The 25,796-nt window shown below is 67.9% G+C and carries 26 protein-coding genes; 19 read left to right on the top strand and 7 right to left on the bottom strand.

Annotated elements, in window-relative coordinates; translation table 11 throughout:
• Positions 1-37: 37 nt before the first annotated feature.
• Entirely contained in the window at positions 38-1,102 is a 1,065-nt protein-coding gene (gene fba, locus DTS01S_RS02400; RefSeq protein ID WP_013804528.1) for a class II fructose-bisphosphate aldolase, read from the top strand.
• A 55-nt stretch (positions 1,103-1,157) separates the two neighbouring features.
• Here fba and DTS01S_RS02395 read toward each other — a convergent pair whose 3' ends face one another.
• Together DTS01S_RS02395 and DTS01S_RS02390 are read right to left on the bottom strand one after the other, a co-directional pair.
• Positions 1,158-1,994 (bottom strand): sulfite exporter TauE/SafE family protein, encoded by an 837-nt coding sequence (locus tag DTS01S_RS02395; RefSeq protein ID WP_061287288.1) that lies wholly within the window; start codon positions 1,992-1,994, stop codon positions 1,158-1,160.
• A gap of 132 nt (positions 1,995-2,126) precedes the next feature.
• The gene (locus DTS01S_RS02390) at positions 2,127-2,915 is read right to left on the bottom strand and encodes a nucleotidyltransferase family protein (RefSeq protein ID WP_061287286.1); all 789 of its coding nucleotides are present in this window, start codon (positions 2,913-2,915) and stop codon (positions 2,127-2,129) included.
• A gap of 117 nt (positions 2,916-3,032) precedes the next feature.
• Between DTS01S_RS02390 and tkt the strand changes: the two genes are divergently transcribed.
• The 3 genes from tkt (at position 3,033) to DTS01S_RS02375 (ending at position 6,700) form a co-directional block, all read left to right on the top strand.
• On the top strand, positions 3,033-5,078 hold the full coding sequence (gene tkt, locus DTS01S_RS02385; RefSeq protein ID WP_016449833.1) for a transketolase: 2,046 nt from the start codon (positions 3,033-3,035) through the stop codon (positions 5,076-5,078).
• A 109-nt stretch (positions 5,079-5,187) separates the two neighbouring features.
• Positions 5,188-6,189 (top strand): type I glyceraldehyde-3-phosphate dehydrogenase, encoded by a 1,002-nt coding sequence (gene gap / locus DTS01S_RS02380; protein ID WP_012202871.1) that lies wholly within the window; start codon positions 5,188-5,190, stop codon positions 6,187-6,189.
• 151 nt (positions 6,190-6,340) lie between these two features.
• Positions 6,341-6,700 carry a tRNA-binding protein gene (locus tag DTS01S_RS02375; RefSeq protein ID WP_026062619.1) on the top strand — a complete coding sequence of 120 codons (360 nt, stop codon included), beginning with the start codon at positions 6,341-6,343 and terminating at the stop codon, positions 6,698-6,700.
• A 101-nt stretch (positions 6,701-6,801) separates the two neighbouring features.
• On the opposite strand, the gene DTS01S_RS02370 is transcribed toward DTS01S_RS02375, so the two are convergent.
• Entirely contained in the window at positions 6,802-7,695 is an 894-nt protein-coding gene (locus tag DTS01S_RS02370) for a LysR family transcriptional regulator (protein WP_061287285.1), read from the bottom strand.
• 141 nt (positions 7,696-7,836) lie between these two features.
• On the opposite strand from DTS01S_RS02370, the gene dkgB reads away from it, so the two are divergent.
• Positions 7,837-8,658, top strand: a complete 822-nt coding sequence (gene dkgB / locus DTS01S_RS02365; RefSeq protein WP_061287283.1) for a 2,5-didehydrogluconate reductase DkgB — start codon at positions 7,837-7,839, stop codon at positions 8,656-8,658.
• 158 nt (positions 8,659-8,816) lie between these two features.
• On the top strand, positions 8,817-10,496 hold the full coding sequence (locus tag DTS01S_RS02360; protein ID WP_016449826.1) for a long-chain-fatty-acid--CoA ligase: 1,680 nt from the start codon (positions 8,817-8,819) through the stop codon (positions 10,494-10,496).
• A 68-nt stretch (positions 10,497-10,564) separates the two neighbouring features.
• On the opposite strand, the gene DTS01S_RS02355 is transcribed toward DTS01S_RS02360, so the two are convergent.
• Complete coding sequence (locus DTS01S_RS02355; protein ID WP_061287281.1) at positions 10,565-12,010, bottom strand: L-lactate permease; 1,446 nt, start codon at positions 12,008-12,010, stop codon at positions 10,565-10,567.
• A gap of 143 nt (positions 12,011-12,153) precedes the next feature.
• Here DTS01S_RS02355 and DTS01S_RS02350 point away from each other — a divergent pair, with 143 nt between their 5' ends.
• From DTS01S_RS02350 to DTS01S_RS02310, 9 genes are all read left to right on the top strand, one after another.
• A complete protein-coding gene (locus DTS01S_RS02350; protein ID WP_061287279.1) occupies positions 12,154-12,645 on the top strand; it encodes an Lrp/AsnC family transcriptional regulator in 492 nt (163 codons plus the stop codon).
• 81 nt (positions 12,646-12,726) lie between these two features.
• Positions 12,727-13,317 (top strand): TetR/AcrR family transcriptional regulator, encoded by a 591-nt coding sequence (locus tag DTS01S_RS02345; protein WP_013804518.1) that lies wholly within the window; start codon positions 12,727-12,729, stop codon positions 13,315-13,317.
• A 143-nt stretch (positions 13,318-13,460) separates the two neighbouring features.
• Positions 13,461-14,345, top strand: a complete 885-nt coding sequence (locus DTS01S_RS02340; RefSeq protein WP_016449823.1) for an NAD(P)-dependent oxidoreductase — start codon at positions 13,461-13,463, stop codon at positions 14,343-14,345.
• 22 nt (positions 14,346-14,367) lie between these two features.
• Positions 14,368-15,564 (top strand): MFS transporter, encoded by a 1,197-nt coding sequence (locus DTS01S_RS02335; RefSeq protein ID WP_034363546.1) that lies wholly within the window; start codon positions 14,368-14,370, stop codon positions 15,562-15,564.
• A 200-nt stretch (positions 15,565-15,764) separates the two neighbouring features.
• On the top strand, positions 15,765-16,295 hold the full coding sequence (locus tag DTS01S_RS02330) for a cupin domain-containing protein (RefSeq protein ID WP_016449821.1): 531 nt from the start codon (positions 15,765-15,767) through the stop codon (positions 16,293-16,295).
• A gap of 14 nt (positions 16,296-16,309) precedes the next feature.
• A complete protein-coding gene (locus DTS01S_RS02325) occupies positions 16,310-17,164 on the top strand; it encodes an alpha/beta fold hydrolase (RefSeq protein ID WP_061287277.1) in 855 nt (284 codons plus the stop codon).
• A gap of 22 nt (positions 17,165-17,186) precedes the next feature.
• Positions 17,187-17,993: an IclR family transcriptional regulator gene (locus DTS01S_RS02320; RefSeq protein WP_016449819.1), complete on the top strand. Its 807-nt coding sequence runs from the start codon at positions 17,187-17,189 to the stop codon at positions 17,991-17,993.
• A 54-nt stretch (positions 17,994-18,047) separates the two neighbouring features.
• A complete protein-coding gene (locus DTS01S_RS02315) occupies positions 18,048-18,845 on the top strand; it encodes an aspartate dehydrogenase (RefSeq protein WP_034363548.1) in 798 nt (265 codons plus the stop codon).
• Between the two features lie 103 nt (positions 18,846-18,948).
• A complete protein-coding gene (locus tag DTS01S_RS02310) occupies positions 18,949-19,710 on the top strand; it encodes a 5'-methylthioadenosine/adenosylhomocysteine nucleosidase (protein ID WP_013804513.1) in 762 nt (253 codons plus the stop codon).
• Positions 19,711-19,722: 12 nt separating this feature from the next.
• Here DTS01S_RS02310 and DTS01S_RS02305 read toward each other — a convergent pair whose 3' ends face one another.
• The 3 genes from DTS01S_RS02305 to DTS01S_RS29340 form a co-directional block, all read right to left on the bottom strand.
• Positions 19,723-20,031 carry an XRE family transcriptional regulator gene (locus tag DTS01S_RS02305; RefSeq protein WP_016452050.1) on the bottom strand — a complete coding sequence of 103 codons (309 nt, stop codon included), beginning with the start codon at positions 20,029-20,031 and terminating at the stop codon, positions 19,723-19,725.
• Positions 20,028-20,375, bottom strand: a complete 348-nt coding sequence (locus tag DTS01S_RS02300) for a type II toxin-antitoxin system RelE/ParE family toxin (RefSeq protein WP_017406311.1) — start codon at positions 20,373-20,375, stop codon at positions 20,028-20,030. Before DTS01S_RS02300 ends, DTS01S_RS02305 begins: the two co-directional genes overlap by 4 nt.
• A gap of 263 nt (positions 20,376-20,638) precedes the next feature.
• On the bottom strand, positions 20,639-20,914 hold the full coding sequence (locus DTS01S_RS29340; protein ID WP_074931722.1) for a hypothetical protein: 276 nt from the start codon (positions 20,912-20,914) through the stop codon (positions 20,639-20,641).
• Positions 20,915-21,568: 654 nt separating this feature from the next.
• Here DTS01S_RS29340 and DTS01S_RS02295 point away from each other — a divergent pair.
• From DTS01S_RS02295 to DTS01S_RS02280, 4 genes are read left to right on the top strand one after another with little or no spacing between them, the layout of a single operon-like run.
• Positions 21,569-22,339, top strand: a complete 771-nt coding sequence (locus tag DTS01S_RS02295; protein WP_012202888.1) for an SDR family oxidoreductase — start codon at positions 21,569-21,571, stop codon at positions 22,337-22,339.
• Positions 22,340-22,351: 12 nt separating this feature from the next.
• On the top strand, positions 22,352-23,251 hold the full coding sequence (locus tag DTS01S_RS02290; protein ID WP_061287275.1) for an IclR family transcriptional regulator: 900 nt from the start codon (positions 22,352-22,354) through the stop codon (positions 23,249-23,251).
• Positions 23,244-24,041, top strand: coding sequence for an SDR family oxidoreductase (locus DTS01S_RS02285; RefSeq protein WP_047217882.1), 798 nt, complete (start codon positions 23,244-23,246; stop codon positions 24,039-24,041). The genes DTS01S_RS02290 and DTS01S_RS02285 overlap by 8 nt, the downstream gene beginning before the upstream one ends.
• 34 nt (positions 24,042-24,075) lie before the next feature.
• Positions 24,076-25,782 (top strand): thiamine pyrophosphate-binding protein, encoded by a 1,707-nt coding sequence (locus tag DTS01S_RS02280; protein WP_034363429.1) that lies wholly within the window; start codon positions 24,076-24,078, stop codon positions 25,780-25,782.
• Positions 25,783-25,796 lie beyond the last annotated feature (14 nt).

Raw genomic sequence — 25,796 nt, 5'->3', positions numbered from 1 at the left:
GCATCCCCCTCTCAACAACTTGATACGGACCCTACACATGCCTCTCGTTTCGATGCGCGAACTGCTGGACCACGCTGCCGAAAACGGCTACGGTCTTCCCGCCTTCAACGTCAACAACCTGGAGCAGGTGCAAGCCGTGATGTCGGCCGCCGACGAAGTGGGCGCGCCCGTCATCCTGCAGGCCAGCGCAGGCGCCCGCAAGTACGCCGGCGAGCCCTTCATCAAGCACCTGATCCAGGCCGCCGCCGAGCAGTATCCCCACATCCCCCTGGTCATGCACCAGGACCACGGCACCTCGCCCGCCATCTGCCAGGGCGCGCTGAACCTGGGCTTCGGCTCGGTGATGATGGACGGCTCGCTGATGGAAGACGGCAAGACGCCTTCCTCCTTCGAATACAACGTGGACGTGACCCGCAAGGTCGTGGAAATGGCCCACAAGCTGGGCGCCACCGTCGAAGGTGAACTCGGCTGCCTGGGCTCGCTGGAAACCGGCATGGCCGGCGAGGAAGACGGCGTGGGCGCCGAAGGCGTGCTCGACCACTCGGCCCTGCTGACCGACCCCGAGGAAGCGGCCCAGTTCGTCAAGGCCACGCAGCTGGACGCGCTGGCCATTGCCATCGGCACCAGCCACGGCGCCTACAAGTTCACGCGCAAGCCCACGGGCGACATCCTGTCCATCCAGCGCGTCAAGGAAATCCACGCGCGCCTGCCCAACACCCACCTGGTCATGCACGGCTCCTCCTCCGTGCCCCAGGAACTGCTGGAAATCATCCGCCAGTACGGCGGCGCCATGAAGGAAACCTACGGCGTGCCCGTCGAGGAAATCCAGGAAGCCATCAAGCACGGCGTGCGCAAGATCAACATCGACACCGACATCCGCCTGGCGATGACCGGCGCCGTGCGCAAGTTCCTGGCCGAGAACCCCGAGAAGTTCGACGCCCGCGAATGGCTCAAGCCCGCCCGCGAAGCCGCCAAGCAGATCTGCAAGGCCCGCTACATCGAGTTCGGCTGCGAAGGCCAGGGCGCCAAGATCAAGGGCTACACGCTGGAGCAGATGGCAGCCAAGTACGCTGCCGGTTCGCTGCAGCAGGTCGTGAACTGATCGGTTCCTTCCCCTTCAAAAAAGCCCGCCGGTCCGCCTGCGGGCTTTTTTGTTGTCAGCGCGGCGCGGGGGCCGCAGCCTGGGACCGCTGGGGCACGGCCATGGCCATCTCGTCATCGGGCACCACGGGCTGGGGGTGGCTGGTGTTCCAGCCCGACACCAGCAGGCTGGTGCCCGACAGCACCAGCAGCAGGCAGACCATCCATTCGACCAGCCGCTTGGGCAGGGCGGGCGGATGGCGCATGTGCAGCCAGGTCACCACCGTCACCACGGGAAAGGCCAGGGCCGCCGCCAGCAGCACGCTGGCGGTGATCTCGCCCTCCCAGGCCACCATCACCAGGCGCAGCAGCGCGCAGGTGAGGAACATGGCAAACAGGCACTGGCGCACCACCAGACGGTCCAGCGGCTGGCGGTACAGGTGGTAGACCATGGGCGGGCCTGGCGTGGCAAACAGCCCGCCCAGCAGCCCCGAGGCCACACCGGCCACCCACAGCGACACCGGCCCCGACACCTGCGCGTTGACCTGCTTTTGCAGCAACAGCAACAGCGCGCAGGCCACGATGGCCAGGCCCAGCAGCATGCGCAGCCCGCTCAGCGCATTGCCGCTGAGCCACTGCAGCAGCAGCACGCCGCCGATCACGCCGATGACGCTGCTGATCAGCATGGGCTTGAGCAGGGACCACTGCGGCACCTGGCGGTGGGCGCGCAGGTAGGCCACGCCGTTGACCACGGACAGCAGGCAGGCCACGTTGGCCGCATCGCCAATGCCCATCAGGTGCGTGGCACCGGCCACGCCCACGAAGATCAGCCCGAAGGCAAAGCCCGTCAGGTTCTGGCAAAACGTGGCCAGGCCCACCAGGGCCAGGAAAATCACATACTGGATCACACTCATCGAAACGCTTTCTGGCGCGCCGCTGCGCCGAACCGGCGACGCTAACACGGAGCGCCTTCGCCTGCCCGGGCGCCGAAGTCACCAGCGGGCGCCCCAGGCCAACGTGCCAGGCCGGCGTGTCAGTCCGACGTCTCAGGCGGCCGGCGTGTTGAGCCGCTGCAGCCGCTCGGGCGTGCCCACGTCGGTCCAGCGCCCGGCATACAGGCTGGCGCTCACCTGGCCGGCGGCCATCGCCCGGCGCAGCAGCGCCACCAGCGGCACGCGCCAACCGTCGGGGTTGCCGGGCGGGATGTCGCACCAGGGCGCGGCAAACAGCTCGGCGCGCAGCAGCGCAATGGTGCCGTAGGTCTGGCGCGGGCGGGCATCGCCCTCGGGCCAGTCGCAGGCCAGGCCCAGTTCGTCCACGCCGAAGTCGCCACGCCGATGGTGCTCGGGGTTGGGCACCAGCCACAGATGGGCCAGCCGTCCGCTGGCGGCAAATTCGCGGGCCGCCTCGAACGGGAAATCGAAGTCGGGCGCGTAGACATCGCCGGCCGCCAGCCAGAACACCGTGTCCAGAAGCGGCAACGCGCGCGCAATGCCTCCTGCGGTCTCCAGCGCCTGCTCGGGCTCGGGGGAATAGGCCAGATGCAGCGGCTCGCCACCTGTGTCGGGCGCGAAGCGCGCCCCGAAGCGCGCGGGAATCTGCTCGCCCAGCCAGCCCGTGTTGACCACGGCGCGGCGCACGCCGGCCTGCGCAAGGGCCTGCAGGTGGTGCTGCAGCAGTGGCCGGCCCTGCACCTGCAGCAGCGGCTTGGGGCAGGTGTCGGTCAGCGGCCGCATGCGCTCGCCACGGCCTGCGGCCAGCAGCATGGCCGGTGGCTGCTCGGTGAGGAAAAGCGCCTTGGCGGCGGGGAACGGCTGGATGGGCGAGGCGGTCATGGAGCGCAACTGTAGACCATTGCCAGCGGCCATTGCCCCGCGCGCGGGAGCCGAAAACCCGCGTCCTTTAAAATAGCCGGCTTACTCTGATTACCCCCTCCTTCACGGAGCGCCCTGATGGCCAACACTCAACAAATGGCGAATGCGATCCGCGCACTCGCAATGGATGCCGTTCAACAAGCCAACTCCGGCCACCCCGGCGCCCCCATGGGCATGGCCGACATGGCCGTGGCACTGTGGAGCCGTCACCTCAAGCACAACCCCGTCAACCCGCAATGGGCTGACCGTGACCGCTTCATCCTGTCCAACGGCCACGGCTCCATGCTGATCTACGCGCTGCTGCACCTCACGGGCTACGCGCTGCCGATCGACGAACTCAAGAACTTCCGCCAGCTGCACAGCAAGACGGCCGGCCACCCCGAAGTGGGCATCACCCCCGGCGTGGAAACCACCACCGGCCCGCTGGGCCAGGGCATCACCAATGCCGTGGGCTTCGCGCTGGCCGAAAAGCTGCTGGCCGCCGAGTTCAACCGCGCAGGCCACGCCATCGTCGACCACCACACCTACGTGTTCCTGGGTGACGGCTGCCTGATGGAAGGCATCAGCCACGAGGCCGCGGCCCTGGCCGGCGCCTGGAAGCTGGGCAAGCTGGTGGCGCTGTACGACGACAACGGCATCTCCATCGACGGCAAGGTCGCCCCCTGGTTCATCGACAACACGCCCGCCCGCTTCGAAGCCTATGGCTGGAACGTGGTGCGCGACGTGGACGGCCACAACGTGCAGGCCATCGATGCCGCCATCGCCGCCGCCAAGAAGAGCAGCGACAAGCCCACGCTGATCTGCTGCAAGACCAGCATCGGCAAGGGCTCGCCCAACCGCCAGGACACGGCCAAGGCCCACGGCGAGCCCCTGGGCGCCGAGGAAATCGCACTGACCCGCGCGGCCCTGGGCTGGGAGCACGGTCCCTTCGACATCCCCGCCAGCGTCTACGGCGACTGGGATGCCAAGGCCGCCGGCGCCAAGGCCGAAGCGGCCTGGAACAAGAAGTTCGCCGCCTATGCCAAGGCCTTCCCCGAACTGGCTGCCGAATTCAAGCGCCGCATGGCCGGTGACCTGCCCGCCAACTTCGGCGAGATCGCCGCGCAGATCGCCTCCGACGCGCACGACGCAGGCGCCACCGTGGCCAGCCGCAAGGCCAGCCAGCTGGCCCTGGAGGGCCTGACCGCAGCCCTGCCCGAACTGCTGGGCGGCTCGGCCGACCTGACCGGCTCCAACCTGACCAACACCAAGAGCACGCCTTCGCTGCGCGTGGACGACAAGGGTGCCGTGGTCCTGACCGAAGACGGCAAGATCGGCCGCCACATCAACTACGGTGTGCGCGAGTTCGGCATGGCCGCCATCATGAACGGCATCGCCCTGCATGGCGGCTACATCCCCTACGCAGGCACCTTCCTGACCTTCAGCGACTACAGCCGCAACGCCATCCGCATGGCCGCGCTGATGAAGCAGCGCGTGGTCCATGTCTTCACGCACGACTCCATCGGCCTGGGCGAAGACGGCCCCACCCACCAGTCCATCGAGCACGCCGCCTCTCTGCGCCTGATCCCGGGCCTGGATGTCTGGCGCCCTGCCGACACCACGGAAACCGCCGTCGCCTGGACCGTGGCCCTGAGCCAGAAGAACAAGCCCACGGCCCTGCTGCTGTCGCGCCAGAACCTGGCCTACGCAGCCAAGACCGAAGACGCGCTGGACGACATCGCCTGCGGCGCCTACGTGCTGTCCGAGCCCAAGGCCGTCGGCCTGAACAAGAAGGCCCAGGCCGTCATCATCGCCACCGGCTCCGAAGTGCAGCTGGCCCTGGCAGCCCAGAAGCTGCTGGCCGAGCGCAAGGTCGCCGTGCGCGTGGTCTCCATGCCCAGCACCACCACCTTCGACAAGCAGGACGCCAAGTACAAGAGCCAGGTGCTGCCGGCCAACCTGCCGCGCATCGCCGTGGAAATGGGCGTGACCGACTTCTGGTGGAAGTACGGCTGCGCCGCTGTCGTCGGCATCGACACCTACGGCGAATCGGCCCCAGCGCCCGTGCTGTTCAAGCACTTCGGCTTCACGGCCGAGAACGTGGCCGACACCGTGCAGGCTGCGCTGCAGCGCGCCGGCAAGTAAAGCTGCGAGAAGGGGCCTGTGGCCCCTTTTTGCCGCCCGCCAGGCCCGGCCTGGCCCTCACCGTTTCAGTTTTTCCGTTTTTCGCAATCCGTCAATCCAAGAGGCAAATATGACGATCAAGATCGGTATCAACGGCTTCGGCCGCATCGGCCGCATGGTGTTCCGCGCTGCCGTGCAGAACTTCAGCGACATCGAAGTCGTGGGCATCAACGACCTGCTCGAGCCCGACTACCTGGCCTACATGCTCAAGTACGACAGCGTGCACGGCCGCTTCAAGGGTGAGGTCTCGGTGGAGGGCTCCAACCTGATCGTCAACGGCAAGACCATCCGCCTGACGCAGGAGCGCGACCCCGCCAACCTGAAGTGGAACGAAGTCGGCGCCGACATCGTGATCGAGGCCACCGGCCTGTTCCTGACCGACGAGACCGCACGCAAGCACCTGGCTGCCGGCGCCAAGAAGGTCATCATGTCCGCGCCTTCCAAGGACAGCACCCCGATGTTCGTCTTCGGCGTGAACTGCAAGACCTACGCCGGCCAGGACGTGATCTCCAACGCCTCCTGCACCACCAACTGCCTGGCTCCCGTGGCCAAGGTGCTCAACGACAAGTGGGGCATCAAGCGCGGCCTGATGACCACCGTGCACGCTGCCACCGCCACGCAAAAGACCGTGGACGGCCCCAGCAACAAGGACTGGCGCGGCGGCCGCGGCATCCTGGAAAACATCATTCCCTCCAGCACGGGCGCAGCCAAGGCCGTGGGCGTGGTGATTCCCGAGCTCAACAAGAAGCTGACCGGCATGTCCTTCCGCGTGCCCACCTCCGACGTGTCGGTGGTGGACCTGACGGTGGAGCTGAACAGCGAAGCCAGCTACGAAGAGATCTGCGCCGAAATGAAGGCCCAGTCGCAAGGTGCGCTCAAGGGCGTGCTGGGCTACACCGAAGACAAGGTCGTGGCCACGGACTTCCGCGGCGAGTCCTGCACCTCGGTGTTCGATGCCGAGGCCGGCATCGCCCTGGACAAGACCTTCGTGAAGGTCGTGTCCTGGTACGACAACGAGTGGGGCTACTCCAACAAGTGCCTGGAAATGGTGCGCGTGGTCGCCGCCAAGTAATCCTGGCGCGAACCGCTGCGGGGCCTGTCGAGGGCCTCGCACCAGGCCGGCATCGGACGCGATGCCGGCCTTTTTCATGGCGGACAGTGTGCCCCGGCACTGCAAGCGTTGCTCGACAAAGCCGGCACCGGCGGCGCGGCATCATGGCCGCATGACTACTTCATCCGCATTGCACGAGACCATTGGCTTTGACGACTTCCTCAAGGTGGAGCTGCGCGTGGGCCGCATCGTGGACGCCCAGGTGTTCAAGGAGGCGCGCCGCCCGGCCTATGTGCTGCAGGTCGATTTCGGCCCCGAACTGGGCCTGCGCAAGTCCAGCGCCCAGATCACGGCGCTGTACCGGCCCGAGGAACTGATAGGCCGCCAGGTGGTGGCCGTGCTGAACTTTCCCAGCAAGCAGATCGGTCCCATGCGCTCGGAATGCCTGGTCACGGGATTCCACAACGAGAACGGCGAGGTCGCGCTGTGCGTGCCCGACCGCGAGGTGCCGCTGGGCACCAAGCTGCTGTGACGGCCTTGCGGACTATTCGATGCGCGCGCCGGCCGCCTTGACGATGCGGCCGGCTGCCTCCCAGTCGTTCCCGGGGCGGCGTCGGAATGCGACGCCCCCTCTCAACCTGCCGCCATGCGCTGCGCGAGAAAGTCCAGGAAGGCCGTGATGCGCGCGGCCAGCGCCGTGTTGCGGTAGTAGACGGCGTGGATGGGCTGGCGCTGCTGCACGGTCTCGCGCGCCAGCACCTGCACCAGCTCGCCCTGGGCGCGGTCTCGCACGGTCATGAAGTCGGCCAGGCAGACCACGCCCTGGCCGGCCAGGGCCAGCTGGCGCATGGTCTCGCCGCTGGATGCCGTGAGCTGGGGCGCGGCATCCCAGCGGTCACCGCCCTCGGGCGTGCGCAGCGGCCAGTGGTTCAGGCCGGGCACCTGGCTGTTGCCAATGCGCTGGTGGCGCGCCAGCGCAGCCACGCTCGCCACGGGGCCATGGGCCTGCAGGTAGGCGGGGCTGGCCAGCACGCGCAGCACGCTGTGGCACAGCAGCCGAGCATGCAGCGTGGAGTCGCGCAGCTCGCCGATGCGGATGGCGATGTCGGTGCGCTGGGCCAGCAGGTCGATGTGCAGGTCATCGGTGTTCAGCTCCAGCGTGATCAGCGGATAGAGCGCGCGGAACTCGCCGACCAGCGGCACGATGGCATGCAGCATGAAGGGCGAGGCCGCGTTGACGCGCAGCAGCCCGGCCGGCGCCTGGCGCCGCGCGGCCAGTTCCTCCTCGGCCGCGTCCAGGGCCTGCAGCACCTCGCGCGCGCGGGCCAGGAAGCGCTGGCCTTCCTCGGTCAGCTCCAGGCTGCGCGTGGTGCGCCGCACCAAGGTGGTGGCCAGCTTTTTCTCCAGGCGCGACAGGCTGCGGCTGATGCCCGAGGTGGTCTGTCCCAACTGCTCGGCCGCCGCCGTGATGCTGCCGCAGTCGATCACGGCGCGAAAGGCCTGCAACTCGTCCAGCGTGGTTTTCATGGGGCGCCAGCTTGGCGCAATTGTTGCTGCAGCGTCAAATATTTTCTGCCGATACCAGGCTTTATCTGCAAGCGTTAACCCGCCAGACTGCAGTCTTCGGGGCGTGGTTCCGCGCCTTGTTTGCTTTTTTGAAAGACCTGCATGACATCGACTGCCTCTCTCGCTTCCGTGGTGCCCGCGTTCGGCCTGGGCACCTTCCGCCTCAAGGATGAGGTGGTGCGCCACTCCGTGGGCCAGGCCCTGGAGGTGGGCTACCGCGCGATCGACACCGCCCAGATCTACGGCAACGAGGCCGATGTGGGTGCCGCCATCGCCGCCAGCGCCGTGCCGCGCGATCAGCTCTTCCTCACCACCAAGATCTGGACCGAGAACCTGTCCGCCGACGCGCTGATCCCCAGCCTGGAGCGCAGCCTTGAAGCCCTGCGCACCGACCATGTGGAGCTGACGCTGATCCACTGGCCTTCGCGCAGCGTGCCGCTGGAGGACAGCCTGGGCGCCCTCATGCGCGCCAGGGAGCAGGGGCTGACGCGCCACATCGGCGTGTCCAACTTCAACATCGCGCTGCTGCAGCAGTCCATCGCCGCCGTGGGCGCCGCGAACATCGCCACCAACCAGATCGAGCTCAGCCCCTATCTGCAAAACCGCGCCGTCACCGACTTCGCACGCCAGCAGGGTAACCACACCACCTCGTACATGACGCTGGGCTACGGCAAGCTGCTGGCCGATCCCGTGCTGGCCGACATCGCCGCCGCCCGCGGCGCCACGCCCGCCCAGGTGGCGCTGGCCTGGGCCATGGCCATGGGCTATGCCGTCATCCCCTCGTCCACCCGGCGCGCCCACCTGCAGGCCAACCTGGACAGCTGCCAGCTGGTGCTGGGCGCCGAAGACATGCAGCGCATCGCCGCGTTGGAGCGCGGCGACCGCCAGGTCAGCCCAGACGGGCTGGCTCCGGCCTGGGATTGAACCGCGGTCGTGACGGAGGGCCTGGGCGGCCCGGCGAGCTTTGACCTGGAGCAACGCAATGCGGACCCTAGGGGTAGTACTAGGGTTATCACAGTATCGAACGACCGTGCTTTTTATGAGAATGCACGATTAGTCGAGACAACCAGGAGACAAGCAGCATGAGTGACCGCCCATGGCTGGGTGCCTATCCGGCAGGTGTGCCCGCCGACATCGATCCCTCCCAATACCCTTCGCTGGTGGCCCTGATGGAGGAGGCCTTCAGCCGCTACGCGGACCGTGTGGCCTATTCCTTCATGGGCAAGGAGCTGACCTACTCCCAGGTCGATGCGCAAAGCCGCGCCTTCGCTGCCTATCTGCAGAGCCTGGGCCTGGCCCGCGGCGACCGCGTGGCGCTGATGATGCCCAACGTGCCCCAGTACCCCGTGGCCGTGGCCGCCGTGCTGCGCGCCGGCTTCGTCGTGGTCAACGTCAACCCGCTGTACACGGCGCGCGAACTGGAGCACCAGCTCAAGGACTCGGGCGCCAAGGCCATCGTCATCATCGAGAACTTCGCCCACACGCTGCAGGCCTGCAAGGCCGCCACGCCCGTGCAGCACATGGTGCTGTGCACCATGGGCGACCAGCTGGGCATGCTCAAGGGCGCCATCGTCAATTACGTGGTGCGCAAGGTCAAGAAGCTGGTGCCGCCGTTCTCGCTGCCAGGGGCCGTGCGCTTCAACGACGCGCTGGCCAAGGGCATGCGCTCGCCCTTCCAGGCGCCGCAGCTGCAGGCCTCCGACATGGCCCTGCTGCAGTACACGGGCGGCACCACGGGCGTGAGCAAGGGCGCGGTGCTGCTGCACAGCAACATCATCGCCAACGTGCTGCAGTCCGAGGCCTGGAACCAGCCCGCCATGGGCAAGGTGCCGGCCGGCGAGCAGCCCACCAGCATCTGCGCGCTGCCGCTGTACCACATCTTCGCCTTCACGGTGAACATGATGCTGTCCATGCGCACGGGCGGCAAAACCATCCTGATTCCCAATCCGCGCGACCTCAAGGCCACGCTCAAGGAACTGTCCACGCAGCGCTTTCACAGCTTCCCGGCCGTGAGCACGCTGTTCAACGGCCTGGCCAACCACCCGGACTTCAACACCGTGGACTGGTCGCACCTGAAGGTCTCGGTCGGCGGCGGCATGGCGGTGCAAAGCGCCGTGGCCCAGCTGTGGCTGCAAAAGACCGGCTGCCCCATCTGCGAGGGCTACGGCCTGTCGGAGACCAGTCCCTCGGTCAGCTGCAACCCCGTCACCTCCACCGAGTTCTCGGGCACCATCGGCGTGCCCCTGCCCAGCACCTGGATGAAGCTCGTCGATGACGAAGGAAACGACGTGACCACCATCGGCGAGCGCGGCGAGGTCGCCATCAAGGGCCCGCAGGTCATGGCCGCCTACTGGCAGCGCCCCGACGAAACCGCCAAGGTCTTCACCGCCGACGGCTACTTTCGCACCGGCGACATCGGCACCATGGACGAGCGCGGCTACTTCAAGATCGTGGACCGCAAGAAGGACATGGTCCTGGTCAGCGGCTTCAACGTCTATCCCAATGAAGTGGAAGACGTGGTCTCCAACTGCCCCGGCGTGCTCGAATGCGCCGTGGTCGGCGTGCCCGACGAGAAGACCGGCGAGGCCGTCAAGCTGGTCATCGTGCGCAAGGACGACAGCCTCACCGAACAGGCCGTGCGCGACTTCTGCCACGACAACCTCACGGGCTACAAGCGGCCGCGCGTGATCGAGTTCCGCACCGAACTGCCCAAGACCCCGGTCGGCAAGATCCTGCGCCGGGAGCTGCGCGACAGCAAGTAACGCGGGCGGCTTGCCGTGTTTGCAAAGAGGCGCTGCGGCGCCTCTTTTCATTGGGAGGGAACACGTCTTCAGAACACGCCCGGACCCGCCAGGACCAGCGCCGCCAGCGCCACGGCCGCCGCATTGACGCAGGCCAGCGCAAAGCCGAAGCGCACCAGCTCGCCTTCTTCCTGCGCGGTGGTCCGTGCCAGGCCCAGCACCAGCATCACGATGGACAAAGAGCCCAGCGCCGCATGCCCGGCGGCGCTGTTGTGCACGGCGGCCAGCAGCAGGCGCGAGGACTCGGGCAGCAGGGCGATGGCGGGCATGAAGATCGCGTTGCCGCCCACGTTGGAGCCCGTCATGTAGCCGGCCAGCGCACCGAAGGCGGCCACGATCGGCGCCAGGGCCGCAGGCGCCAGTTCGGCCAGCATCTGCACCAGGCCGGACAGGAAACCGGCCTTGACCATCATCTGGGACATCGCCAGGAAGAAGAAGATGGTCAGCAGCGGGCGCTTGGCGCGGGCGGCCAGAGCACCAGCCAGGGCAACGCCACGGCCAGCCCCGCGCGCCAGCAGCAGGGCCAGCACCAGGGTCAGCGCCACGCCCGGGGAGGCCAGAGGCTTCCAGGCCACCTGGGCGCCCTGCACGATCCAGCGCTGGTCCCACTGCGTGGCCAGGGCCAGAAGCTTGAGCAGCACGATGGCAAGGGCGAGCGCCAGATACGGCCAGGCCTGTCGCGGCCAGCCGGGTGCCGCCTGGGCCGTGCCGCGCAGCAGCAGTGCGCGTACCAGCATGCCCAGCGCCACCGCAAAGCCCGCGCCCACGCCCGCCACCTCGGGACCCAGCCAGCGGCTGATGCCATGCAGCACGCCCACGAACAGCAGGCCAAAGCCGCCCAGCAGCAGCCAGGCCCGCGCACCGCGCTCGCCGGCCAGGTGCAGGGACAGGGCGCCCAGCACCAGGAACACCGGCGCGCTGGTCAGCGAGGACACAGCGGCCAGCGCGGCCGCATCCACATGGGCCAGCGAGGCTCCGATCACCGTGGCCAGGCCCAGCGTGCCCCAGGGCATGATGGCCATGCCCGCCAGCGCCATGCGCAGTGCGGCGCGCCGCTCGAACAGGCTCAGCAGCAGCGGCACGGTGGCGATCAGCGACACGCCAAAGCCCGTCATCGCCTCCAGCAGCGGCGCCAGGCCCAGCACGATGAACACCACCTGATCGGCCGGCCCCAGGCCCAGCGAGCGCACCCACTGGCTCAGCGCCTGGTTGACGCCCATGCGTTCGATGAGGATCACGAAACCCAGGCCCGGCACGATTACGAAGGCCGTGCTCAGGAACAGCACGCCCGTGTCGCGCGCTGCGGCCAGGGCGGCGCCGGAAGCGGCGGTGCCCGTCGCCATCCAGGCATCGACCAGCCACAGCAGGGCGACCAGCGCCGCCCCGGCCATGGCCGCCTGCACAGGCGGGCGGCGCAAGACCATGAGCATGGACATCACAAGAAACACGGGAGACAGGTGGAGCAGGGTGGCCATGGGATGGGATTTCTCGGCAGGCAGGTCCGCATGCGTTGGATGCGGAAAACGACGAAATACTATTTCGCGGCACCTGTTTTTTGGTCTCTGAATTGGGGGTGTTTGCGAGAAAATTTCTCACCCTCCAAAAGTCCTCGCTTCCCATGACCAAGCACACCGCCCACCCTGCACACCTGGCCGACCTGGACGGCTTCGACCGCGCCATCCTGGCCATCGTCCAGCGCGACAGCACGGTGCCGCTGCGCCTGCTGGCCGAGCAGGTCAACCTGTCCACGGCCGCCGTGCAGCGCCGGCTCAAGCGCATGCAGGCCGAAGGCGTGATCACCGGCCAGGCCGCCACCGTGGACCCCACGCGCGTGGGCCGGCCCATCACCATCATCGTGGAGGTCATGACCGAGCGCACCAGCATCGATGCGCTCAACGCCATGAAATCGCACTTCGCCGTGCCCGAGGTCCAGCAGTGCTACTACGTCACGGGCGAGGTGGACTTCGTGCTCGTGCTCACCGTGGCCACCATGCAGGAGTACGAGGCCCTGGCGCAGCGCCTGTTCGCCGAGAACCCCAACGTCAAATGGTTCAAGACCATCGTGGCGCTGGACCGCGTGAAGGTGGGGCTGGAAATTCCCTGCGAGTGAAGGCCCTTTGGCGCAATCTTGACAGCCGCCAAACGGCTGCCTACATTTAATGGAATGATCGTTCCAATTCAATGAGCCACCATGCGCACCAAGGACTTCGACCCCGATGACATTGCAGACGCCGCCATGCAGGTGTTCTGGCAGCGCGGCTACGCGGCCACCTCGGTGCAGGACCTGGTGGACGGCACGGGCCTGTCGCGCAGCAGCCTGTACGGCACCTTCGAGAACAAGCAGGGGCTGTTCCAGCATGCGCTGCGCCGCTATGAGGCCGTGACCACCTCCAACGTGGAACTGCTGTCCGGCCCGGGACGCGCCCGGGACCTGGTGCGGCAGCTGCTGCTGCGCATCGTGCAGGACGAATTGAGCGATGCCGGGCGCCGGGGCTGCCTGGTCGCCAATGCCGCGCTGGAGCTGGCCGGCCATGACGAGGCCGTGGCCGAGAGGGTGGCCGGCAACTTCCAGCGCCTGCAAAAGGCGCTGGAAAAGCTCATCCTGCGCGGCCAGCAGGAAGGCGACATCACCGACAGCAAAAAGCCGCGCGCCCTGGCGCGCTTCGTCCTGAACACCGTGCAGGGCCTGCGCGTGCTGGGCAAGGGCAGCAGCGCGCCGCAGCGCCGCCAGTGCCTGATGGATGTGGTCGACGTGGTCGACATGGCGCTGCAGGCGCAATAGCCGGCCACCCGCCACCCGCCACCCGCCGCGCGCATGTCGTGCCGTTGCGGGTTTTTATTTTCCTTGAATTGGAATGATCGTTCCAGTAATCCGGATCTCAGTTTTCCTTGTCTGTTTCACTCTCTCATCACCCTGGAGTTCCCATGCATTCAAACCTTCAAACCACCATTGCGGTGCTCGGCACGGGCCTGATCGGTGCGCCCGTCGCGCGCAACCTGCAACGCAAGGGCTTCACCGTCCGGGCCTGGAACCGGACGGCCGCCAAGGCCCAGGCCCTTGCGGCCGACGGCGTTCAGGCCTGTGGCGACGCGGCCGACGCCGTGCGTGGCGCCCGCATCGTCGTCACTGTGCTCAAGGACGGGCCGGCCGTGCTGCAGGCCATGCAGGCCGCAGCGCCCGCATTGCAGCCGGGCACACTGTGGCTGCAACTGAGCACGGTGGGTGTGGACGCCATCGCGCCGCTGGCGCAGTTCGCCGATCGGCATGGCCTGGTGTTCTACGACTGCCCCGTGCAGGGCACGCGCCAGCCGGCCGAGCAGGGCCAGCTGGTCATCCTGGCCGCAGGCCCGCTGGCGCAGCGCGGCCAGGTGCAGCCGGTGTTCGATGCCATCGGCAAACGCAGCCTGTGGATTGCGCAGCAGGCAGGCGCCGCCAGCCGGCTCAAGCTGGCGCTCAACCACTGGGCCTTCGCACTCACGCATGGCCTGGCCGAAAGCCTGGCGCTGGCCAAGGGGCTGGACATAGAACCGGCCCTGGTGGTCGATGCCGTCACGGGCGGGCCCATGGACAGCGGCTTCTTCCAGGCCAAGGCCGCTGCCATGCTGTCAGGCCGCTACGACGCCAGCTTCACCGTGGCCAATGCCGTCAAGGACGCGCAGCTGGTGGCCGATGCCGCCGCCGGCGCAGGCCTGCTGCTGGATGGCGCCCAGGCCGGGCTGCGCCGCTTCGAGCGCGCGCTGGCCGCCGGGCATGGCGACAAGGACATGGCGGCATCCCACCTGGCATCCCATCCAGCCTCCCATGCCTGAGATGCGCAGCAAGGACAAGGCAATGAATTCGCCCATGGACACCTCCTTCGACACAGGCCTGCCACTGGGCAGGCTGCTGGCCCTGGCGATGGCAGGCTTTCTGGCCATCATGACCGAGGCCCTGCCGGCCGGCCTGCTGCCGCAGATCGGCACGGGACTGGCTGTGTCCGAAGCCATGGCCGGCCAGATGGTCACGTTGTACGCGCTGGGTTCGGTACTGGCCGCCATTCCCGTCGTGGCCGCCACGCGCGGCCTCAGGCGCCGGCCACTGTTCATGGCGGCGGTGGGCGGGCTGCTGCTGTTCAACAGCCTCACCGCGCTGTCCGGCCACTACGGCCTGACCCTGGCCGCGCGCTTTGCCGCAGGCATGGCTGCGGGCGTGATCTGGGGGCTGGTGGCCGGCTATGCGCGGCGCATGGTGCCGCCGCATCTGCAGGGGCGCGCACTGGCCGTGGCGGGCGTGGGCCAGCCATTGGCCCTGGCGGCCGGCGTGCCGCTGGGCGCCTGGCTGGGCAGCCTGTTCGACTGGCGCGGCGTGTTCTGGGCGCTGTCGGCGCTATGCCTGCTGCTGCTGGCCTGGGTGCGGCTGGGTGTGCCGGATTACGCCGGGCAGACGGCGCAGCAGCGCCTGCCCGTGGCGCGCATCCTGCTCATGCCCGGCGTGCGCCCCGTGCTGCTGGCGCTGTTCGGCTGGATGCTGGCCCACAACATGCTCTACACCTTCATCGCGCCCTTCCTGGCTTCGGCGGGTCTGGGGCAAAGGGTGGATGGGGTGCTGCTGCTGTTCGGCCTTGCGGCTATTGCCGGCATCTGGCTCACGGGCCTGCTGGTGGACCGCTGGCTGCGCGCACTCACCGTGCTGAGCCTGGCCTTGTTCGCCGTGTCTGCGTTGGTGCTGGGCCTGGCCGGGCAGTCGGCCGTGGCCGTTCTGATCGGCGTTGCGGCCTGGGGCCTGAGCTTTGGCGGCGCGCCCACGCTGCTGCAGACCGCGCTGGCCGACGCGGCAGGCGAGGGCGCCGACGTGGCCCAGTCCATGCTGGTGACGGTCTTCAACCTGGCCGTGGCGAGCGGCGGCGTGGCCGGCGGACTGCTGCTGGGCTGGCTGGGTGCCCGCGCCTTGCCCTGGGCGCTGGGGGTGTTGGCGCTGGCCTGCCTGTCCGTGGTCTGGCCGGCCAGCCATGCGGGCTTTCGGCCTGGGCGGCGCAGCATGGCTGCCTGAGGCACGGCCATCGCTGTTGCACCCGCATCGCTGTTCCCTAACAGACGGGGCAGCAAAAGGGGCCACATGCCGCTGCGCATGTGGCCCTTGTTGCGTGCGATCAATCTTCCTATAATTGTTTTACCCCATGAACTGTGATTCATGGATAAAACAAATGGCGCCTTCCCCGCCATGATCCACCGACGTTGATGGAGAGACACATGTCCGAATCCGCTCAGAACACGCCCCGCACCTGGGACCAGCCCGAAGGCTCCAGCTTCGAACAATGGATGGAATCGCGCGTGGCGCGGTTTTCCACGCGCAAGTACGACTTCGACGCGCTGAAGTTCCAGGCCGACTTCGATCCCAAGTACCGCCGTGGCCAGATGCGCTACATCGGCACGGGCGGCACGGGCGTGGCTGCGGACAGCAACACCATTCCGGCCGAGCACTTCACCTTCTCCACCATGGTCATCCCGGCCGGCAATGAAGGCCCATCGCACCTGCATACCGATGTGGAGGAAGTCTTCTTCCTGATCCGCGGCAAGCTCAAGCTCGTGCTGGAGAAGGACGGCCAGCGCTTCGAGACCATCCTGACCGACCGCGACGTGGTCTCCGTGCCGCCCGGCGTGTACCGCGAGGAAATCAACATCGGCGACGAAGACGCGCTGATGTGCGTGATGCTGGGTGCCAAGAAGCCCATCACGCCCACCTATCCGCCAGAACACCCCCTGGCAAAAATCAAACGTTGAGTAGCGGGCCTGCCATGACCGCGCAGACGCTGCAACGCATGGAGCAGCGCCTTCAGGCGCAGTTCCCCGAACATCTCATCGCCCTGCCCGGTGGCGCCCAGGTCGCCTGGCGCGAGGCCGGCGACACGACCTCGGACTTTGCCGTGGTGATGCTGCACGGCATCAGCTCGGGCGCCGCGTCCTGGATGGACGTGGCCCTGGCGCTGGCGCCGCGCACGCGTGTGCTGGCCTGGGACGCGCCCGGCTATGGCCGCTCCACACCGCTGACACCCGCCGCGCCCACGGGCGCCGACTACGCCCGCGTGCTGGAGCAGTCGCTGCAGGCGCTGGGCGTGCGCCGCTGCCTGCTGGTGGGCCACTCGCTGGGTGCGCTCATGGGCACGCCCTGGGCGGTGCAGGCCGGTGCCGGGCGCGTGCAGCAACTGGTGCTGATCAGCCCCGCTGGCGGCTATGGCGCACCCGGCATGGGCGAGCAGCAGGCCAAGGTACGCCAGGGCCGTCTTGCGGCCCTGCAGGAAAAAGGCATCGAAGGCCTGGCCGCCGCCATCGACCAGCGCCTGGTCTCGCCCGCCGCGCCCGAGCCCGTGCGCCAATGGGTGCGCTGGAACACGGCGCGCCTGCATGCCGCAGGCTACGCCCAGGCCGTGGAACTGCTGTGCGGCAGCGACCTGGGGCAGGCGGCGGGGCGCCTTGCCATGCCGGTCGAGGTCTGGGTGGGAGAGCACGACGTGGTCACGCCGCCGGCCGCCTGCGCGGCCTGGGCCGCAAGACTGGGGGCGCGGTACGTTACGCTTGCGGCAGCCGGCCATGCCTCTGTCGTCGAACAACCTGCGGATGTCGCACAGAGGCTGGCCACCCTGCTGACCTGATGGCCTACCTGCCCGAATTGCGATGAGCGATACCTCCGAAACCCTCTCGAACGACAACGACCGCTACACCGTCCCCGCGCTGGAGCGCGGCCTGCGCCTGCTGGCCTGCTTCACGCCTTCGCAGCCCGTGTGGAGCGCGCCCGACCTGGCGCGCACCCTGGCGCTGCCCCGGTCCACGGTGTTCCGGATGCTGACGACGCTGGAGGGCATGGGGTATCTGCAACGCTCGGGCACCGAATACCGGCTGGGCCTGGCCGTGCTGCGCCTGGGCTACGACTACCTGTCCACCCAGCCGCTGGCCCAGCTGGCCGAGCCCGTGCTGCAGTCGCTGTGCGACCGGCTGGGCTTCACCACCAACCTGGCGCTGCTGGACGGCACCTCCGTGGTCTACGTGGCGCGCATCGCGCCGGCCGGCGCCTTCCAGGGCGCCGTGCGCGTGGGCTCGCGGCTGCCGGCCCATGCCACCGTGCTGGGCCGGGCACTGCTGCAGGACATGGACGCGGACCAGCTGCGCGCCCTGTTCGGCGGCAGCGAACTGCCCCAGTTCTCGGAAAGCACGCCGCGCAGCGTGGAGCAGTTGCTGCAGTTGCTGCAGCAGGACCATGAACGCGGCTACGCCATGGGCGAGGGCTTCTACGAGCCCGGCGTCTCCAGCATCGCCGCGCCCGTGCGCGATGCGCAGGGGCGCATCGTGGCGGGCCTGGGCATGGCCGTGGCCTTCACCGAAATCGCTCCCGGCCGCATGGCCGACTGGGTGGAGCAGGTGCGTGCCGCCGCCGATGAGCTGGCCGGCCACCTGCGCACCCAGCATCCCGGTTTTCTGCGCTGAACGGATGGTGGGCACACCGGCCGCCAGCGCATTCCTTCCCAGAAAGATATGACGATGAAGATTGCTGTGATTGGCTGCGGTGCGATTGGCGCCAGCGTGCTCGAACTGCTCAAGGGACATGCCGCCGTGCAGGTGGGCTGGGTGCTTGTGCCGGAAGTGACCGACGCCGTGCGCGCCACCCTGGCCCTGCATGCGCCCCAGGCGCGTGCCGTGCCTTCGCTGGCGGCCGAAGACCGGCCCGACCTCATCGTGGAGTGCGCGGGCCATGCCGCCATCGAGGAGCATGTGCTGCCCGCCCTGCGGCGCGGCATTCCTGCCGTCGTGGCCTCCATCGGCGCACTCAGCGCCCCGGGCATGGCCGAGGCCGTGCAGGCGGCGGCCGAGGCCGGAGGCACCCAGGTGCAATTGCTGTCGGGTGCCATCGGCGGCGTGGATGCGCTGGCCGCTGCGCGCATCGGCGGCCTGGATGAAGTGGTCTACACCGGCCGCAAGCCGCCCCTGGCCTGGACCGGCACGCCCGCAGAACAGCGCTGCGACCTCGCCAGCCTCAAGGAAGCCTTCTGCATCTTCGAAGGCAGCGCACGCGAGGCCGCCCAGCTCTACCCCAAGAACGCCAACGTGGCCGCCACCCTGTCGCTGGCCGGCATGGGCCTGGACCGCACCACGGTGCGCCTGTACGCCGACCCGGGCGTGGACGAGAACGTGCACCATGTGGCCGCGCGCGGCGCCTTCGGATCCATGGAATTGACCATGCGCGGCAAGCCGCTGGCGGCCAACCCCAAGACCTCGGCCCTCACCGTCTACAGCGTGGTGCGCGCCGTGCTCAACCAGGCCACGGCCATCGCCATCTGAGCCGCGCCGGGCACAGGCTCGCGGCACAATGGGCGCTTTCGCCCCGCAGGCGGCCCCCGGGCCGCCTTTGCTTTTTCCCTGTGCCGTTGAAAGAGAAGCCACCATGACCATCGCCATCCTCAGTGCCCTGCCGCAGGAACAGGAAGGCCTGGTCCATGCCCTGTCCGACGCCCAGGGCACGGCCCACGCCGGCCGCATGTTCTGGCGCGGGCGCCTGCACGGGCACGACGTGGTCTGCGCGCTGTCGGGCATAGGCAAGGTGGCGGCCGCCACCACGGCCACGGCGCTGATCGAGCGCTTCGGCGTGCGCCGCATCGCCTTCACCGGCGTCGCCGGCGGCCTGGGCGAAGGCGTGCGCGTGGGCGATGTCGTCGTGGCCGACGAATACCTGCAGCACGACCTGGACGCCTCGCCCATCTTCCCGCGCTGGGAAATGCCCGGCTACGGACGCACGCGCCTGCCCTGCGACCCTGAAATGACCGCCGCGCTGCTGGCCGCCGCCCAGGCCTGCGTGGCCGAGGCGGGCGAAGACCTGCGCGCCGCCCACGCCACCACGGCGCCGCGCGCGCACCAGGGGCTGATTGCCAGCGGTGACCAGTTCGTGGGCACGGCGGGCGCTTCTTCCGCGCTGGCGCAGGGCCTGCGTGCTGCAGGGCATGAAGTGCTGGCGGTGGAGATGGAAGGCGCCGCCGTGGCGCAGGCCTGCCTGGACTATGGCGTGCCGTTTGCGGCCATGCGGACTGTTTCCGATCGGGCGGATGACAGTGCGCATGTGGACTTTGCGGAGTTTGTGAGGGTGGTGGCGAGTCGGTATGCGTTGCGGGTGGTGGATGGGTTTTTGCGGCGGCTGTCGGCGCAGCGCTGAGCGGTCGTGCTTTTATGCCGCTGATGCCTGGAAAACCGTCGCATCGTCCAGTTCAAAGTGCAAAGCCGTGCCAAGCGCCACGCTGGCGCGGGCCAACGTGGCCAGGGTGACGCCGGTGTCGTTTTCGTCCAGCAGGCGGTTCACCACCATGCGGCTGGTGCGCATGCGTGTCGCCATCTCGGTCTTGCTGACTTTCTGGGCTTTCATCGCCTGTGCGAATTGCGAGGAAATCACCCGCTTCACTGCGATAGCTGTGGCCTCCTCAAGCAGGCCTTCTTCTTCGAGGAAGTCATCGAAATTGCTGCCTAGATGTTTGTTCATGGGGTATTCCTCAGCTTCTTGAGCCGGTTTCTGGCAGTTGTCAGATCCGGCGCGGGGGTCTTGGCCGACTTCTTGATGAAGCCATGCAGCAGAACCATTTTTCCATTCTGGGCCGTGAATAGGACACGTGCGATGCCATCGCCAATGCTGCACCGCACCTCCCACAGTCCTGGCTCCATCTTGCGTACTACGGGCATGCCCAGAGGCCAGTTGTATTGGACAGTCTTGATATCGGCGCCGATGGCTTTGCGGTCTTCCACCGTAAGTTCAAGAAGCCAGTCACGCACGGGCTCCTTGCCGGCATCGGACCGGTAGAAGACAACGGAAAGAATGGGCTCTTCCATCGGAAAAGTGTATCTAAAAAAGTACTATTTTTCTGCGTGTCGTTGCTGATGACCGTGTAGCCCGTGTGTCATCGGAGGCCAAAGCCTTGACGCTGGACGCGAGGGGAATTCCTGCTACTGCGATTGCTTGGTTTCGATGCCTGGTTCCTGGCCTGGCAGCCGATGGCCCATCTTGATGCGCCAAGAAAGGTCAGGTCAAAGACGGCAACCCGAATGCCTGCGACCCCTTCGCTGCGCTCGGCCGGATGTGGCCGCCCTCGCGGCTATGGGCTTTGAGTGGGGTCGCAACCTACGCTTCTGGCTTCGCCTTGCACATAGTCGGCCAGTGACTCAGCGCCGTCGCGGATGGCGCGCAGTGCGTGAGCCATGGCTTGCGGACGTCGCAAGTCTTCTGGGGCATGGAGGCTGGCCAATGCAAGTTGGGCCAGGGCCCGTATTTCGTTGCAGCCTTCCTGTACCCATCCATTGGTGTCGGTGATGGTGCGAGCCAGTTGCTCGAAGCTGGCGCGCGTGGGAAGAGCGGTGCGCTGATCGTTCATGTTTTCGTACTCCTGTGCGAGACGGAAACACCCGACCTGCGTTTTCAAGCGCAGAAAGGGTGGATGGGATGTTGAAAACACGCACACAGACGTGCGGGCAGCCTTGCGGGTAGCCCCATCCCATCCAAAACCGTGTGGACGTGCGGGTGCGATGCCCACTGTCCAAGTGTTCAGACGTGACGAGGCCTCACTTTCGGGGAGGCTCTGCCGCTGTGTGTTGATGGTGTTTTCAAGCACCAGCCCCGGAACAGGGGGCCACCGAAATCATAGAGGCATTCCACAACCCCGCCTCAAACCCCAGGCCGAGCGAAGCGACGGCCCGCACCCACTCCCCGTATGAACGCGCCTGCGGCGTGATGGTTGCGGGGTTGCAGTCCTGCCGAAGGACAGGACTGCTTCGTCATCCGGCTCGCTGCGGTCGGCCGCCGGGCCGAAACCCGGCTCTCGCCCGCAGGGCGGGCATGCCCTCACAAGCCATAAAAAGCCTCCATCCAAAACACACCCAGACACACCTCTGTCATCCATTTCCCACACGTCTCCGTGTTTTCCCCAATCCCACCCCGAACCATCAGTCCTAAACTCACGCTTGTTTCAAGAAAAAAGTGTCATTTCAAATTTGAAACAGACACAAACCCCCTTCGATTGAGGTACGCCATGAACACCACGCCCTCCACAGGCCAGCTTGCCGGCCGCCGCATCCTCGTCACAGGCTCGGCGCGCGGCCTGGGCTTTGCGTTCGCCAAGGCCTTTTGCGAGCAGGGCGCGCGCGTCGCCATGGCCGATCTGCGCGAGGAGCTGCTGGCCGAGTCCGTGGCCCGGCTGCGTGCGCAGGGCTTCGAGGCCCATGGCTTCGGGCTGGATGCCGGCAATCCGGAGTCGATAGAGCGCTGCGCGCAGCAGGCCGTGCAGGCGCTGGGCGGGCTGGACGGCCTGGTGAACAACGCGGCCGTGACCGATTCGGGCGGCAAGGGCATGGACGACATCGATCTGGACAAGTGGGACCAGGTGATGAACGTGAACGTGCGCGGCGTGTGGCTGATGACGCGCGCCTGCCGCGCCGCGCTGCGCGACAGCGGCCGGGGCGCCATCGTGAACCTGGCGTCCGACACCGCGATGTGGGGCGCCCCGAACCTGATGGCCTATGTGGCCAGCAAGGGCGCGGTGATGGCCATGACGCGCTCCATGGCGCGCGAGCTGGGCGCCGACGGCATCACCATCAACGCCGTGGCGCCGGGCCTGGTGCTGGTGGAGGCCACGGAGTACGTGCCCGAGCACCGCCACCGCCTGTACATCGACCAGCGCGCGCTGCAGCGCGAGCAGCGGCCCGAGGATGTGTCGGGCGCCGTGGCCTATGCGCTGTCCGATGGCGCGCGCTTCGTGACGGGGCAGGTGCTGCCCGTCAACGGCGGCTTCGTCATGAATTGAAGGGGTTTCGCCATGACCGACACCCCCTCTTCCGGGAATGCCGAGAGCGCCGAGAACGCGGACAACGGCACCGACAAGTACATGGTGCCCGCGCTGGAGCGCGGCCTGCGCCTGCTGCAGGAGTTCGGGCGCGGCAATGCCACGCTGGGCGCGCCCGAGCTGGCCCGCCGCCTGCAGCTGCCGCGCGCCACGATTTTCCGCATGCTCAACACGCTGGAGGCCATGGGCTTTCTGCAGCGTGCCGAGGGAAGCAATGACTACCGGCTGGGCCTGTCCGTGCTGCGCCTGGGCTTCGAGTTCCTGTCGTCCATGGACCTGACCGAGCTGGGCCAGCCCGTGATCGCGCGGCTGTGCGGCGAGATCCGCTATCCCTGCAACATCGTGGTGCGCGATGGCCGCTCCATCGTCTATGTGGCCAAGGTCACGCCGCCCACGCCGCTGACCAGTTCGGTGCGCGTGGGCACGCGCCTGCCCGCCCATGCCACGGCCCTGGGCCGCGTGCTGCTGGCCGACCTGTCCCTGCCCGAGCTGCGCGCGCTCTATCCCGAGGAGCACCTGGAAGCGCACACGCCCAAGACGCCGCGCACGGTGCTGGACCTGTTCAACCTGGTCGAGGCCGACCGCGAGCGCGGCCATGTGTTCAGCGAAGGCTTCTACGAAAGCTCCATCTGCACCATCGCCGCCCCCGTGCGCGACCACAGCGGCCGCGTGGTGGCGGCGCTGGGTACGACGGTTCCCGCGCCCCATGTGGAGGAGGGCCGTGCCGAGACCCTGATCGCCGGCGTCTGCGACGCGGCGGCCGAGCTGTCCGAGCTGCTGAACTACCGACCGCAAGCGCAAACGCAGACGCAGACGCAGACGGCACAGCTGCTTTCCCTCAATTCCCGGCGCGCAGGAGGCGGCCATGTTTGATTCCCAACTCAAGGACACCACGGCCGTCGTCACCGGCGGCTCTTCGGGCATTGGCCTGGCCACGGTCGATCTGCTGCTGTCGCAGGGCGCGCGTGTCGCCCTGTGCGGGCGCAGCGCCGAACGCCTGGAGCAGGCCGTGCAGCAACTGCGCGGACGCCATCCCGAGGCCCGCCTGTTCGCCCAGGCCTGCGACGTGCTCGACGCCGCCCAGGTGCAGCAGTTCGCGCGTGACAGTGAGGCTGCGCTGGGTCCGGCCTCCATCCTCGTGAACAACGCGGGCCAGGGCCGGGTCTCGACGTTTGCCAGCACCGACGATGCGGCCTGGACCGAGGAGCTGCACCTGAAGTTCTTCTCGGTGCTGCATCCCACGCGCGCCTTTTTGCCGCAGCTCGAGCGCACGGCTGAGCCGGCCATCGTCTGCGTCAATTCGCTGCTGGCCTCGCAGCCCGAGCCGCACATGGTGGCCACCTCGGCCGCGCGCGCCGGCCTCAAGAACCTGGTGCGCTCCATGGCCACCGAGTTCGCGCCCAAGGGCGTGCGCGTCAACGGCATCCTGGTCGGCCTGATCGAGTCCGGCCAGTGGCGCCGCCGCTTCGAGGCGCGCGAGGACCGCAGCCAGGACTGGAACGCCTGGAGCGCCGACCTCGCCCGCAAGAAGTCCATTCCGCTGGGCCGCCTGGGCTCGCCCGACGAGGCCGCGCGCGCCATCTTCTATCTCGCCACGCCCCTGTCCTCCTACACGACCGGCAGCCATATCGACGTCTCCGGTGGTCTTGCACGGCAAGCGTAGTGCTTCAGCCCCTTCACCCGATTCAAAGCAGAACATGACTTCTTCCGCATCCAAAATCACCGTCGGCGCCGTTGTGGCCCAGTTCCTCGAACACTGCGGCGTGCAGGCCGCGTTCGGGGTGATCTCCATCCACAACATGCCCATCCTGGACGCGATGCATGCGCGCGGCAGGGTCCGCTTCGTGATGGCGCGCGGCGAGGCCGGCGCCGGCAACATGGCCGATGCCTGCGCGCGTTCCACCTCCAGCCTGGGCGTGTGCATCACCAGCACCGGCCCGGCCGCCGGCAACATCGCCGGCAGCCTGGTGGAGGCCTATACGGCCGGCACGCCGCTGCTGCACATCACGGGCCAGATCGAGACGCAGTACCTGGACCAGAAGCTGTCGTACATCCACGAGGCGCCCGACCAGCTGACCATGCTGGGCGCCGTGTCCAAGGCGGCGTTCCGCGTGCGCAGCGCCGAGACCTGCCTGTCCACCCTGAAGGCCGCCGTGCAGGCCGCCATGACCGCGCCCACGGGCCCGGTGAGCGTGGAGATTCCCATCGACATCCAGCAGACCGTGATCGACATGCCGGCCGACCTGTCGCCGCTGCCGGTGGCCGTGCTGGCCCCCAGCGAGGCCGCGCTCGACGCCCTGGCCGACACGCTGGCCAAGGCACGCCGCCCGCTGCTGTGGCTGGGCGGCGGCGCACGCCACGCAGTCGCTGCCGTGCAGCGCCTGAAGGCGCTGGGCTTCGGCATCGTCAGCACGGGCCAGGGCCGCGGCATCGTGGCCGAGGACGATCCGGCCTCGCTGGGCGCCTACAACATCCAAAAGCCCGTGGAGGCCTTCTACCAGCGCTGCGACGCCATGCTGGCCGTGGGCACGCGCCTGCGCAGCAACGAAACGTTGAAGTACGAACTGAAGCTGCCGCGCCCGCTGCTGCGCATCGATGTGGACGCCGCCCAGCAGGGCCGCTGCTATGCCGATGACGGCTTTGTCTGCGGCGACTCGGCCCTGGCGCTGACGGGCCTCGCCGACCGGCTGGAGGCGCGCGGCTACAAGGCCGACCCCGAGCTGCTGGCCGACCTGCGCCAGGTGCACGACGAGGCCGTGGCCACCATGCGCGACGGCCTGGGCCCGTACAGCGTGCTGGTGCAGGAGCTGCAAAAGGCCGTGGGCCGCAACTTCAACTGGGTGCGCGACGTGACCGTCTCCAACAGCACCTGGGGCAACCGCGAGCTGCGCTTTTTCGAGCCCAACGCGGGTGTGCACGCCACGGGCGGCGGCATCGGCATGGGCATGCCCATGGCCATCGGCGCGGCCGTGGGCGCGGCGGTCAGCGGCTCGGGCCGCAAGACGCTGGGCCTGGCGGGCGATGGCGGCTTCATCCTGAACCTGGGCGAGCTGGCCACGCTGGTGCAGGAAGAGTGCGACACCCTGATCGTGCTGATGAACGACCAGCGCTACGGCGTGATCCAGAACATCCAGGACGCCTCCTACGGCGGCCGCCGCTGCTATGTGGAGCTGCACACGCCCGACTACGCGCAGCTGTGCGCCTCCATCCAGCTGCCCCATGCCCGCGTTCAAGACCTCAAGGAGCTGCCGGCGGTGCTGCAGTCGGCCTGGACGAAGAAGGGCCCCTTCCTGCTGGAGATCGACATGCGCGCCATCGGCAATTTCAAGGCCACGTTCTCTGGCCCGCCCGTGAACAAGCTGGACCAGATCCCGGCCACCACCACGGCCACCAAGGCCGCCTGAGGCGGCTGGATTCG

The organism is Delftia tsuruhatensis NBRC 16741 (assembly GCF_001571325.1).
Taxonomy (GTDB): domain Bacteria; phylum Pseudomonadota; class Gammaproteobacteria; order Burkholderiales; family Burkholderiaceae_C; genus Comamonas; species Comamonas tsuruhatensis.
The sequence above is the reverse complement of the archived record's forward strand: the minus strand, read 5'-3'. Positions and strand labels throughout refer to the sequence as shown.